Annotated in this window: 10 protein-coding genes; 2 read left to right on the top strand and 8 right to left on the bottom strand. The window is 46.1% G+C overall.

Annotated elements, in window-relative coordinates; genetic code table 11:
* Positions 1-8: 8 nt before the first annotated feature.
* From M2404_RS02650 to M2404_RS02685, 8 genes are all read right to left on the bottom strand, one after another.
* Positions 9-1196 carry a restriction endonuclease subunit S gene (locus M2404_RS02650; RefSeq protein ID WP_259238140.1) on the bottom strand — a complete coding sequence of 396 codons (1188 nt, stop codon included), beginning with the start codon at positions 1194-1196 and terminating at the stop codon, positions 9-11.
* The gene (locus tag M2404_RS02655) at positions 1189-2673 is read right to left on the bottom strand and encodes a type I restriction-modification system subunit M (RefSeq protein ID WP_259238141.1); all 1485 of its coding nucleotides are present in this window, start codon (positions 2671-2673) and stop codon (positions 1189-1191) included. The genes M2404_RS02650 and M2404_RS02655 overlap by 8 nt, the downstream gene beginning before the upstream one ends.
* Positions 2670-3545 (bottom strand): hypothetical protein, encoded by an 876-nt coding sequence (locus M2404_RS02660; RefSeq protein ID WP_068233539.1) that lies wholly within the window; start codon positions 3543-3545, stop codon positions 2670-2672. Before M2404_RS02660 ends, M2404_RS02655 begins: the two co-directional genes overlap by 4 nt.
* The gene (locus tag M2404_RS02665; protein ID WP_259238145.1) at positions 3542-5041 is read right to left on the bottom strand and encodes a type I restriction-modification system subunit M; all 1500 of its coding nucleotides are present in this window, start codon (positions 5039-5041) and stop codon (positions 3542-3544) included. Before M2404_RS02665 ends, M2404_RS02660 begins: the two co-directional genes overlap by 4 nt.
* Before the next feature lie 284 nt (positions 5042-5325).
* Complete coding sequence (locus M2404_RS02670; RefSeq protein WP_259238148.1) at positions 5326-5619, bottom strand: hypothetical protein; 294 nt, start codon at positions 5617-5619, stop codon at positions 5326-5328.
* Between the two features lie 105 nt (positions 5620-5724).
* Positions 5725-7479, bottom strand: a complete 1755-nt coding sequence (locus M2404_RS02675; RefSeq protein WP_259238150.1) for a TIGR03545 family protein — start codon at positions 7477-7479, stop codon at positions 5725-5727.
* Between the two features lie 10 nt (positions 7480-7489).
* Entirely contained in the window at positions 7490-7981 is a 492-nt protein-coding gene (locus M2404_RS02680; protein WP_259238151.1) for a TIGR03546 family protein, read from the bottom strand.
* A gap of 172 nt (positions 7982-8153) precedes the next feature.
* Complete coding sequence (locus tag M2404_RS02685; RefSeq protein WP_259238152.1) at positions 8154-9638, bottom strand: Na+/H+ antiporter NhaC family protein; 1485 nt, start codon at positions 9636-9638, stop codon at positions 8154-8156.
* Between the two features lie 363 nt (positions 9639-10001).
* Here M2404_RS02685 and M2404_RS02690 point away from each other — a divergent pair, with 363 nt between their 5' ends.
* Both M2404_RS02690 and M2404_RS02695 read left to right on the top strand, forming a co-directional pair.
* The gene (locus M2404_RS02690) at positions 10002-10412 is read left to right on the top strand and encodes a BlaI/MecI/CopY family transcriptional regulator (protein WP_259238154.1); all 411 of its coding nucleotides are present in this window, start codon (positions 10002-10004) and stop codon (positions 10410-10412) included.
* A 2-nt stretch (positions 10413-10414) separates the two neighbouring features.
* Positions 10415-11962: a M56 family metallopeptidase gene (locus tag M2404_RS02695; protein ID WP_259238155.1), complete on the top strand. Its 1548-nt coding sequence runs from the start codon at positions 10415-10417 to the stop codon at positions 11960-11962.
* Positions 11963-12032: the final 70 nt, after the last annotated feature.

Here is a 12032-nt window from a genome sequence, read left to right on the forward strand (position 1 = left end):
TAAGTTGCCTACTCGAAGTATTTCGATTTAACACCTGCAAATAAATTAAACATCTTTTTATAATGCTCTTTCAAAACATCAATTTGCCTATCAAATTCGCGAAGAACTTTTTCTATCTCTATTATTCTCTCAGGAGGAGGAACAAGGATTGGCAAACTTTTCAAACTACCAGGATTTATGTTTGCTTGGCTAACCCCATGAGTAGCAAAAGCTTTTAACCTATATTGAACTAACGGAAGATTTAAATACTGAGTCAGATAATATGGAGTTAACTTTTCAGTATCAGCGACTAAACGGATTAAGTAGGAAGCAAATAGATAGTCCTCTTTCAGCTCGAATATTCCTGTTCTTCCAACCCACTCCATGCTGTTGGTTCTATTGAAAACTATGTCTCCATAATTTAACAAGTACTTTCTTGCTTCCTCGATAGAATAATCTAAATACTTTAGATCATTCGGATCTACGTATCCATTTGTAATATTCATCATACGAAGCACCGGATAGCGCCCAGTTGCCTCCAGCGAGTCAGATAGCCCATATTGAGTATCTTTAAGAACGTCGCCCACTCTCAGTATCTGCCATCCTTGGGGAACATTAACCCTTAATGGTCCAAATAATTGTCGATACCAATTACCTTCAAGCATTAGCGCGTAAGCCGTGCGAATTTTTGCCTTACTTAACTCTTCTAATAGATTTTCAGACTTATGCAAAGAATCCTCTGCTGCATCCAAAACAGATATGCAAACTTCTTGAGGGAAATGTGGAATAGATATATTCAGCTTCGAGAGCACAGAGAAATTTGTTCTTGGTGAAAGAGAACCAGAAGAATTTAAAACAGCCCAATTCCATACAACTTCAGACTGAATTATATGCTTTATAATGCCATGTGAAATTGTCGTATTTTTTCTAGGCTCCATAACAATGATGTCACCAGAACAAATTCCGTCGAATTCGGCTATCGCAGCTTTTTTTAAGTAAGGACGTCGTTTACCGAATAATATTTGTCCCTTTTTGAAAACACGATTAAAGCTTGGATTGTCTTCTGCAATGCTTCCCCACCGCTTTATTTTTAGCGAGCCAGTATCCAAATGCTCTAGGCCAATATAACGCTCGTAACCATCAGCAACTGGATCTTTGGTGGTTAATTTTACTTCGCGATAAATATCACCGAATTTAACAGTTTGTTTATCAATCATTTTTTTCTACCTCGTAACCCAACTGCGCGAGGCTTTGGAGTAGTTTATTGGTCTGTTTCTTCAACAGCACCCTGCTAATTTTCCAAGTCTCTACCGCATGCTCAATATCATGCACTTCCTCATCGTCTTTGGTTTGCACATAAAGCGGAATCGACAGGTTATAGAGGTTTTCTTTAATAGTATCGATATCAACCAGTGCGGTAATATCGCTTTGCTTTTCCGGCTCGAAATAGGCTTCGCACAGCACTGCCAGGTCATCATCAGATAAGCGGCTATGCGCCCGTTCGCGGGTAACATGCTCAACGCCGTTGATAAACAGCACATTGTTTTTACGCTCGGCTAGCTTGTTGCAGTTAAGCACTACTACACAAGATTCCATCGGTGAGTTATAGAACAGGTTTGGCCCAAGGCCAATTACTGCTTCGATAATGTCAGACTCAATGACTTGCTTGCGAATAGTTTGCTCAGAGTCACGGAACAACACGCCGTGTGGCCATAACATGGCAGCACGGCCGGTATCGGGCTTGAGGCTTTTAATGATATGGGTGTAAAACGCATAGTCGGCACAGCCTTGCGGTGGTACGCCAAATAAGTTGCGGCCATAAGGGTCCGCAGCAAACTTATCGCGGTTCCATTTTTTAATGGAATACGGTGGGTTAGCAAAGATAACGTCAAACTGCTTAAGCTGGTCGTTCTCAATAAACTTAGGCTCTGCCAGCGTATCGCCTCGCAACACTTCAAACTCTTCGATATCGTGCAAAAACATGTTCATGCGGGCGATAGCTGAAGTTAGTAAGTTTACTTCCTGGCCGAACAACTTAACGCTACGCCACTCTTTTAAGTCTGAGCGTAAATCCATCACTGCATTTAGTAGCATGCCTCCTGTACCACAGGTTGGGTCGTAGGCAGTTTCACCTGGCTTAAGCTGCATAATACGCGTCATTAAATGCACAACAGTGCGGTTGGTGTAAAACTCCGCAGCTGTGTGGCCAGAATCGTCAGCAAACTTCTTAATCAGGTATTCGTAGGCTTCGCCCAGGTCATCCTGTTTAACCGATTTAATACCTAATGGGATTTTGCTGAAGTGCTCAATTAAATCGGCCAATAGATGATCAGGCAGGCGCTCTTTATTCGTCCACTGCGCATCACCAAATACGCCATGTAAACGCGGGTTGTTGGCTTCTATTAACCTAAGTGCGATTTGGATAGCCTCACCGATGTTTTTACTGGTATGGCGCACCTTCTCCCAGCGGGCTTCCTCCGGGATATCAAAACGGTGATACATGGGCAGCACAGCGTAGTCGGCATCACCATCATGCGCTTCGAATGCCTCAACATACTCTTCTAAATAAACGTCTGACAAACGCTTGTAAAACAGCAGCGGGAAGATGAATTGCTTGTAATCTGAAGCGTCTATTTGGCCGCGGAGAAATTCGGCAGCGCCCCAAAGTAAATCTTCTAGATTTTTTCTGTTCATAGACGGTAATCCAAATATTCAGGACCATCACACCAGATGTTTATATAGCCATTTCTTAACTGGGGGCCTGCCTGCGAAAGGATGAAGACCGTTTTGGGTTTCTTGTCGGCCAGTCTTTCCAGTTCATTAACCTTAAAGCGTTTAAAGCCAGACTCTACAAGCTTATCGAGCGGCATGTAAATTGATGGTCTCTTAGTAATTTCTGCAGAAGTAAGTGTTTTATCAAAGACTATGGAATATCCATTTTCTTTTTTATTAAACCAAGCTTTACCGTAATAAATTCGAAATTCATCTTCTAACTCAGATAAGTCCTGACCATTAATTTCAACAAAGAAGTCTCTGATGTTAATTACGCCGACCTCCGGAAGCTGTATCGTGTGTGATTCATGCGCTAAAAAAGCATCTATTAGTGATGATAGCGTTTTTGAACGTTGAATTTTTCGCTTACCTGACTCTTCGGTGTTGCCTTGTCTTGCTTTTCCGTCAGTGTCCGAAGTAACTCGTGTATCTCCCATAGACACAGGTCTTTTGGTGCTGGGGGGCTGTAAATTAAGACGAATAGCATTATCAATGTATTCATCGCTATCACTATAAATGTCCGTTTTCGAATTTGTTCGTTTTTTCTGCTTCTCAATATCCTTTGCTATGTCGCAATTAGGACTATGTTCGCCAACGACTTTATAATACGGATCGCGCTTTCTCTTATCTTTGGGGCGTTCTAAATTAGCACATGTGACTGGCGCGCTACAGTGTTCATCCGGACACTGAAAACTAAATTTGGATTTAACAACGCCAGCTGAAAACTGTCGATCAGCTTCTTCTGCAGTGATATTTAACTTGATATCTTCTGCATATGCCTTCTCTAACTTCATATTTCGAAACCCTCTTCTATAAGAAGGGCTTCAAGCTCTTCTTCAGCTCTTTCCAGCGCAGCGAGCTTTTTCTGAAAATCTTTCAATGCCTCTTCTACGGTAATGCTTTCTTCTTCCAATGGCTTTTGCACGTAGCGCGCAATATTCAGGTTAAAGTCGTTTTCGGCAATTTCATTAAGGCTTACCCAGCGGGCAACGCCTTCAATTTCATCTGCCTTGGTGCCGGTCAAATATTGCTGATGATAGATGCGGTAAATTTCATCAGACTGGTCATTGCTAAGAGTATTTTGCGCACGGCCTTTGGTGTAGATCTCTTCGGCGTTAATAATAAGCACATGATTGTTATGTTCTGCAGGCCGGTTTTGCCGCAGTACCAGAATACAGGCCGGAATGCCTGTGCCGTAGAACAAGTTGCTGGCCAGGCCAATAATGGCTTCAATCTTATTTTGTTTTAATAATGCGGTTCTAATAGCTCCTTCTGCACCGCCACGAAATAACACACCATGCGGCAGCACTACGGCCATCCGCCCTTTGCTATTAAGTGAGACCAACATATGCTGCACCCAGGCAAAATCGCCATTAGTTTGTGGAGCCAGGCCATATTGCTTTCTACCATATTGGTCATTTTGCCATTTGTCATAACCCCACTCTTTTAAGCTAAAGGGCGGATTGGCAATAACACAGTCAAAGGTTTCCAGTTGATCATTGACGACAAATTTAGGGTCACGCAGTGTATCGCCCCGCAAAATCTGAAAATCTTCCTGGCCGTGTAAGAACAGGTTCATCCGAGCAATAGCCTCGGTTGTCAGGTTTTTTTCCTGGCCTTTGATTTTTAGCAGGCGTGGATCACCGCCGTTTTCTTGAACATGGTGAATGGTCTCCAGCAACATACCGCCCGTACCACAGGCCGGGTCGTATACGCTTTCACCGACAACCGGATCTAGCACGTTTACCATTAGGCGGACAATAGTGCGGGGCGTATAGAACTCACCGGCTTTTTTATTGGCTTTGTCGGCAAAACGTTTGATCAGATATTCATAGGCACGGCCCATGTCATCATCACGCACGCTAGCCACGCCTAAATTCACCTTATTAAAGTGGTTCAGTAAGGTTGACAGCAGCTCGTCTGACAAGCGTTCTTTGTTAGTCCAACTGGCATCACCGAAAATGCCGTATAAATGTGGGTTGGCTACTTCGATAGCGCGAAAGGCATCTTTAAGTGCCTGACCAATATCTTTGGTTCTAGCGAATACCTTGCTCCAGTGTGCTTCGGCTGGAATTTTAATGCGGTGGAACATGTCGCCACGGGCTAACTCTTCATCCTCTACCTGCTTCATGGCATCAGCAAATTCTTCGTCATACACATCGCAAATACGCTTAAAGAACAGTACCGGAAATATATAAGTCTTGTAGTCTGATGCATCGATGGGGCCGGTAATAATGTGCGCGGCATGCCATAGATGTGCTTCCAGATCCTTCAAGTTAATTAATGTCATCTACAACTCAATTCTTATTATGAAATAGCAATGGGATTAAACAGAATACTTTACAGCGCTTCAACGCTGTAATACACAGTGAATTTACTCTTCGGTATTTTTTTATTTCAGGGCGTTCAGCTTTCACACCGTCGTTATTGCCCTTGGTATGCTTAGCCACTTTAAAGCCGGTTATATCTCATAAAGGTTCATCGGCTGATGCACCAAAAAACAGAAAGGATCCACAAGTTGCATGGTGTTTTCATCAAAGTATATCCAGATAACGCAGCCAGATAGTTTTCGTACTAAGGCTTTTTGCTTAACAACACAAAGCCGGCGAAGTACACAGCCAGTGCTATAAGCGGCAGGGTGAAGATCCAGTAGCCGCTGGTGTCTGCTTCATTTTGGTAGTTAATAATACCTAAAATTATACCCACTATGCCCGAGCCGGGTAACCATACCCAGGCGCTTAACATGTAGGCGTGTAGTAAACGGTTACGTTGCTGTATACCCATCGACGTATAAAAGCCAATAGCGAACACGATATAAGCGGCAAAAAAGGTGGCGATGCAGGCGAAGATGGTCCAGCCTAATGTCATATCCTGTCCTTGGTTGGTTAGGCCTTTAATACTGCTCAAAGGCCTTAAGTGGGTACAGCTGGCGTTATTTTGCGATACTTAACGCCAGATGTAAAACACTGGTGCTTAACCGCCGCCGAGTTTATCCAGCAGTTTGTCTTTTAACTTATCTTTGGCCTGATCTTTTACATCCGCCATTTTAGCGCTCAGCATAGTTTCAATGCTGCCGCTGATGTCGGCCACTTCGCCATCTTGCTGGGTTAACAGTGCTGCCCAGTCTTGCTGGCCGGCCAGGCCGGTTTGCAGCTGGCTGTTTAGCTTTGCCTGTAACTCAGCCTGATAAGCCGCGACTTTTTGTTTGGCTTCGCCCAGCAGCGCATCGCCGAGTATTTTATCTAACGATGAGCGGATACTCACCTCTGGCGCACTGATAAGGCCGGTGGTGGCGATATTAAGCGGTATTTGCTGTTGCTGGTTAAGCAAGTTTGCCAGTTGTTGCAGGTACTTATTGCCGGTGCTGTTAAAGTTAGCGGCGTTTAATACCACGCTGGCCTGCTGGGTGATTTGGTTGTCGGTAAGGTTTAACTTACCGCTGGAGCTGAGTAAACCGGCCGCTAAATCGAGCGCGGTATCACCTTTACCTAAGGTAAGCGGTTGCAGGTTTAAGCCGTCCAGTTGCCAGTTCAGGTTAGTCACCATTTGCTGCAGCACTGCAAAATCGCCACTGAGGTGAAACGCGGCCAGTTGCGGCAGTTGTTTTACGTCCAGTGAAAACTTGGTGGCACTGTTAATCAGTTCATGTTGGGCGGTAATATCCTGCAGCGCTATGGTGGCCTCGCCGCCGCCAATCAGCCAATTAACCCTGGCCGTTTTTACCCAGAAATCCGGATAGGGCTGGCCCGGTAATGGCAAAATACGGTTTGGTAACACCACTTCAGGCTCGGTGGTTGCACTATCCTGCCCTGCTGATATGCCGCCTTCCGGTATATAAGGTTTAGCCAACTCGTACAGCGTTTGTAGCTGCGCTACACGCTCGCCCCAGACATCACCAAGTAAAATCTGGCTGATACCGGCCAGGCCGCCATCGCTCAGGTTAGCCAGTTGCTGCACTTTGGCGTAGTCGGCCAAGCTCGCGGCTTTTAGCTCTTCTACCGCGCGCTGCAGGCTGTCTTTACTGTGCGTTAATTGCTGCTTTACCTGCTCTACTTTGGCTTTTTCGCTGTTAAGCTTGTCTTTTAACTGCTGTAGCTGCTGGGCCTTTGCCGCTAAATCGGCAGCGTTGCTGATTTTACTGTCGGTTAACGCTTTAATATCGGTTTGGTACTGCGCCAGTGAGTCTTTAGTAGGCAACTGGGTTTGCAGCGTTTTAAGTTGCTGCTGCTCAGTAACTGCCAGTTGTTTTAGTGCTTCAGCTTTGGCTGGCGTTTGCAGGTTAGCACGGGCGATAAGCTCATCGGCGTCTGGTAAGTCTACCTGCAGCAACTGGGCAATATCGACTTTTTCACCCTCAACGCCTGGCACACGGTATACCTTGCCTTCACGGCTACGTTCAGCACCATATTGCAGGCCATCTACCGTCAGTTCATCAATAACGTAATAGCCTAGCAGCGCCGGCCATACTTCCAATGCCGCGCGGGCATGGTCAAAACTGAGGCTATTGTGGGTAGGTTTTGCAGCATCGGTTATTTGCAGGTTATTAATGCGTAGCGCCAGTGGTGCCAGTTCAAGCGATACCTTGCTGATATTTACCTCAGCCCCAACAGCTTTTTCCAGGCTGTATACCATACCCAGGCGAATCGCCGGGCCAGCGACCAGATAGACCAACGCCAGCAGAGCGGCAAAGAAAACAATAAATACTAACCAACCGGATTTACGGATCATGCTCAGCTCCTTAATTCAATTTTTCATACAGCGTGAATAGCTTGCTGGCTTTTAACATTTGGGTGAGCTTCCATTTTTGTACACTGCTCATCACACGGCTGCGGTATTGCACCACCAACACTTTGCTAAGCCAGGCGACCGGCAGCAGTGATATTGCACCCAGCACAAAAGCACCCAGAGTTAAGGTGTGATGCAAATGCAGCAGTTGCAGCGTTTCGGTGTTGGCCAACAGGTTAAGCAGGCTTTCGTTTTGCGCATATTGCCAGGTCAAGTTTTCCAGCGGTGTGGCAAACAGCAACATTAAGCCTTCGGTTAGGCCCCACACCACAATAAAAGTGGACAGGTTAATGGTTAGCAGACACACAATAAGCACGATAAGCAATGTCAGTAAACCAAACGGCAGTATGCCGGCAAACAGGCCCAGCGCAATAGCCCAGGCAATTTGCCAGGGCGAGGCTTGTGAGTTCAGTACTTTAAGAATTTTAGCCAGTATGGTAAGCATAAACACTCCGGTAAACAGGCTGTATAAGGTTGTTATAGAGGGTTGCTATATAAGGTAACAGCCTGACAGCGTTTTGTCAGGCGTAAAAAAGTGGCGCAATGCTTAAAATAACCTGCTGAAAAATAAAGGCGCTGTAATAAGCGCCTTTATCAAACCCGTGTGTGGCTGAGTATTATGCCAGAGCAATAAAGCCAAAGAATGCCAGCACTGCTGCCGCAAACGCATACGGAAACTGGGTTAACGCATGGCTCATCAGGTTACAACCTGAACCCTGAGCGGCCAGCACGGTAGAATCACTGTAAAAACAGGCCTGGCTGCCAAATGAGCTGGCAGATAACAGTGCACCAATTACCAGTGGGATATTGGCTTCAACCGCAAACGCCAATGGCATTACAATTGGAATAGACACCGCAAAAATACCCCAGGACGAACCGGTAGCAAACGCCAGCACTGCCATGGACAAAAACACCAGCGCCGGTAGCATTTGGGCGCTCATATAAGGTGCCAGGTTATCAATAACATACTGTGGCAGGCCCAATTGATCGCAAACATCTTTAAAAACAAAAGCGGCGATAACGGTGCAAATGGCAGGCAGCATGGTTTTAAAACCATGGATCATTACATCCATCATCTCTGAAATACTCATCAGCCGTTGCACTAAATACAGCGGTAATGTCAGCAGGAAGGTCATTAACAGGCCTTTCCATACATCAATTTCAAACCAGATGGTAAAGCCAACCAGCATAATCATTGGCAACAAAAAGTTATGTAACTTGCCGGTGTTGCGGTTGCTTTGTTCAAACTCTTCATCAAACGACTGCACAGCAAAATCATCAGCTGAATGCGTGTCTTGTGCAGTAGTTGCCGAATTAGGTGCATCTTCTGCTGCAACCAGTGACTGCTGCGCTGCCAGTTCAGCCTTTTTCATCGGGCCAAATATTGGCACTACGCCAATAATAACCAGAATAACCATAATCATTGCCAGCCAGGCGTATAACATATAAGGAATGGCTGAAATATAAGTTTGAATACCGCTGGCATCGCCTGCCGGTGCTACATCGTTGGCTACCAGCAAACCACCAAAGAACACCGCCCAGGTTGAAATAGGAATAAGCACACAAATGGGCGCGGCGGTGGAGTCGACAATATAAGCCAGCATCTCGCGTGATACTTTGTACTTGTCGGTAATGCGCTTCATGGTTTCACCCACGGTTAGCGCATTTAAGTAATCATCAACAAAAATAACGATACCCAAAAAGCACGTCATCAGCATGGAAGACTTACGCCCGGTAGCCACGCGTTGTGCGGCGCGACCAAAAGCAAAAGCCCCGCCGGTGTGCACCAGCAAGGCGATAAGTGAGCCAAAACCACCACACACCAGAATTAACCAGCCAATGGTTTCGTCCTGCATTACCCGCAGCGACGTGTCGGCCATATTGCTTAAAGCACCTGCGGGCGACAGCATTAACATACCGGCAATGGCACCCATGATCAGCGCCAATATTGGCCGCTTCAGCCAGATAGCAATAGCCAGTACTACAACAGGGGGTATTAAACTTATGATGGAAGGTTCGATAGTAACAACGTCGGCGGCCGCTTCGGCCGCCGCTGCAACAGGTTCGGCGAGGCTCTCGACCAGGGTATCTGCTGACATCATTTATTATTCTCTGAAAAAGTCCGGCAGGCCGGATAAAGTTAAGTGAACCGTTGCAGCAGATAACCAAACTCAACGGAGCGTTTACTTGCTATATCAGCCGTGCTGCGCTGAAAAAGTAAGCGCTAAACACCAGACTTTACTGCATAAATAAGCAGTGCAAGTGTATTTACAGCCAGTTGCCGAAATACCGCGCAATCATAGCAAAAATTATTTTTTCTACAAATGGAATCTTTCTTCCAGCCCTTGGCAGGCATTGGTTTCTGGCATTATAAAAAATGGCTAAAATATTTAAAACTAATTAATTAGTTGCAAGTGGAATTTTAGTACGCTAATTTAAAACTAAACATTTAGTAGGTTTTAATTATGGCCAGAGAAAAATCAGCAGAGTTAACCGGCGCAGAGCAAAAAATTATGCAGGTGTTATGGCAGCATGGGCCTTGCTCTGTTAAAGCTATTGCTGCTGAGTTAAACAAGCAGTCTGCGGTGGCTTACACCACTGTACAAACCTTATGCCGTATTTTGCTCGACAAAGGTCATGTGCACTGCGAAAAACAAGGCAAGGCTTTTGTATATCAAGCGGTAACGGTGCAACAAGAAGCTCGTAGTCAGGCGTTAAGTACACTGTTGCAGCGCTTTTTTGCCGGTTCTCCGGCTTTACTGGCGCAGCATTTATTAGAACAACAAGCATTGCCAGAGGCTTTACAGCAAGATTTACAGGCGCAAATTGATGCCAAAGCCCTTTTGGCATCCAACAAAAATAAACAGGAGTCCTGAGCATGTTTGAATTCAGCTGGCTGTTGTTTTATCTGTTGATCCATCTGGGGCTGGCGACCGTGACTATCCCCTGGTTGTACTGGCTTAGCCGAAGCAAGTGGCAGAGCAAACCACAGCTAATGCTGCGCCTGTGGACAGCACTTACGGTGCTGCTGTTTATAGTGCCTTTACTACTCTTAATACCAGGCCCGGATAATAAAACAGAGCCACGCCTGTTTAGTACGGATTTGCTAACACTACAGCTAGAGGCCGGACAAATCGCGCAATCACAGCCAGTTGAGGTGGCTCCGGCTGCATCAGCAACAGAATTAACCCAGCGCTGGGCGTTAACACCGCAATTGCTGTATTTATTGTCACCGCCGGTATGGCTGCTGTTGCTATTACCTTTAACTTGTTTGCTACAGTGCTATCGTTTTTATCAAAGTTACCGGCTTAGCCGCAATTTATGGCGCCAGGCCGAGCCGTTGTCTTTGCCGGGTTATGCAGCACACTACCCTGCGTTATATCAGCACGCAGGCATTAGCAGTGCAATGTTACTGGGCTTACGCCAGCCACGTATTGTGTTACCTGCCAGTTGGCTTAGCAGCCTGTCTGCAGAGCAGTTGCAGCATGTCATAGCACACGAGAAAATGCACTGGCAGCGCCACGATTTACTGGCGTTTTATCTGCAGCAACTGGCAGGGGCGCTATGCTGTTGGAGCCCATTCTGGCGGCTGTTATGTCGACAGTTAAATCGCTACCGGGAACTTAGCTGTGATGCTGCTGTAGTTGCCGGGTTAAACCAACCCCACCGTTATGCCCAGACGTTACTCGACTGTAATAAGAAAATGGCCAGCCCTACCACTGTAGTACTGGCCATGTCGTGGCAGCAACAGCCGCTGTTAGCCCAGCGTATTAACAGTATATTGCAAGATACTGGCCGCCAAATAACCCCTTTGGCTATAGCTATGATTACTGCGATATCTGTGACACTGTTAATTACTTTCAGTTTCGCGCAGCAATGGCAGGTTGCCCAACTACCAAAGCAGTACGGCCAGATTAAGCTAAGCCAGTTGGGACAATTAGCTGAATTACTCGAAAGTATTAAGCAGCAGGACATAGCCAAAGTGCAGCAGTTGATTGCAAAAGGTTATCCACTAAACCAGCCAATGCCGGGTGAAGGAACTCCTCTGATGGTAGCAGTACGCTATGAAAACACAGCACTGGTAGACACTTTACTGCTCGCCGGAGCGGATGTTAATGCCAGTAGCAGAGGCGATGGTAATGCTCTGATTATTGCAGTGCAGCGGCGCAACCTTAAACTGGCGCAGCAGTTAATTCAGGCCGGTGCTGATGTTAATACTGTGGTGCTGGCAGATGAAACTCCGTTGATCAACGCCAGCTATCTTGGGGATCTGCAAATGGTGCAATACCTGGTGAGTGTTGGTGCCAACGTTAATCTTAAAGTCGAGGCTACGCTGATGGATGGCAGGGAACTCAGGTCAGCGCTTAATCGGGCTGCAACCGAAGAGATCCGAACCTATTTGCGACAACAGGGAGCCAGCCTCTGATGAGAGAACGACAACCCTAAAAAACACTTCCAGCACATTAATTGATAACCCGGGCCGTTTAGGCCTGCAG

The sequence above is a fragment of the Rheinheimera pacifica genome (assembly GCF_024809855.1).
Lineage (GTDB): Bacteria > Pseudomonadota > Gammaproteobacteria > Enterobacterales > Alteromonadaceae > Alishewanella > Alishewanella pacifica_A.

Excerpts from the sequence above, each read along its gene's own strand:
- M2404_RS02670 (WP_259238148.1), bottom strand. The coding sequence starts at position 5,619 with ATGACATTAGGCTGGACCATCTTCGCCTGCATCGCCACCTTTTTTGCC.
- M2404_RS02690 (WP_259238154.1), top strand. The coding sequence starts at position 10,002 with ATGGCCAGAGAAAAATCAGCAGAGTTAACCGGCGCAGAGCAAAAAATT.
- M2404_RS02695 (WP_259238155.1), top strand. The coding sequence starts at position 10,415 with ATGTTTGAATTCAGCTGGCTGTTGTTTTATCTGTTGATCCATCTGGGG.
- M2404_RS02685 (WP_259238152.1), bottom strand. The coding sequence starts at position 9,638 with ATGATGTCAGCAGATACCCTGGTCGAGAGCCTCGCCGAACCTGTTGCA.
- M2404_RS02665 (WP_259238145.1), bottom strand. The coding sequence starts at position 5,041 with ATGACATTAATTAACTTGAAGGATCTGGAAGCACATCTATGGCATGCC.
- M2404_RS02660 (WP_068233539.1), bottom strand. The coding sequence starts at position 3,545 with ATGAAGTTAGAGAAGGCATATGCAGAAGATATCAAGTTAAATATCACT.
- M2404_RS02650 (WP_259238140.1), bottom strand. The coding sequence starts at position 1,196 with ATGATTGATAAACAAACTGTTAAATTCGGTGATATTTATCGCGAAGTA.
- M2404_RS02655 (WP_259238141.1), bottom strand. The coding sequence starts at position 2,673 with ATGAACAGAAAAAATCTAGAAGATTTACTTTGGGGCGCTGCCGAATTT.
- M2404_RS02680 (WP_259238151.1), bottom strand. The coding sequence starts at position 7,981 with ATGCTTACCATACTGGCTAAAATTCTTAAAGTACTGAACTCACAAGCC.
- M2404_RS02675 (WP_259238150.1), bottom strand. The coding sequence starts at position 7,479 with ATGATCCGTAAATCCGGTTGGTTAGTATTTATTGTTTTCTTTGCCGCT.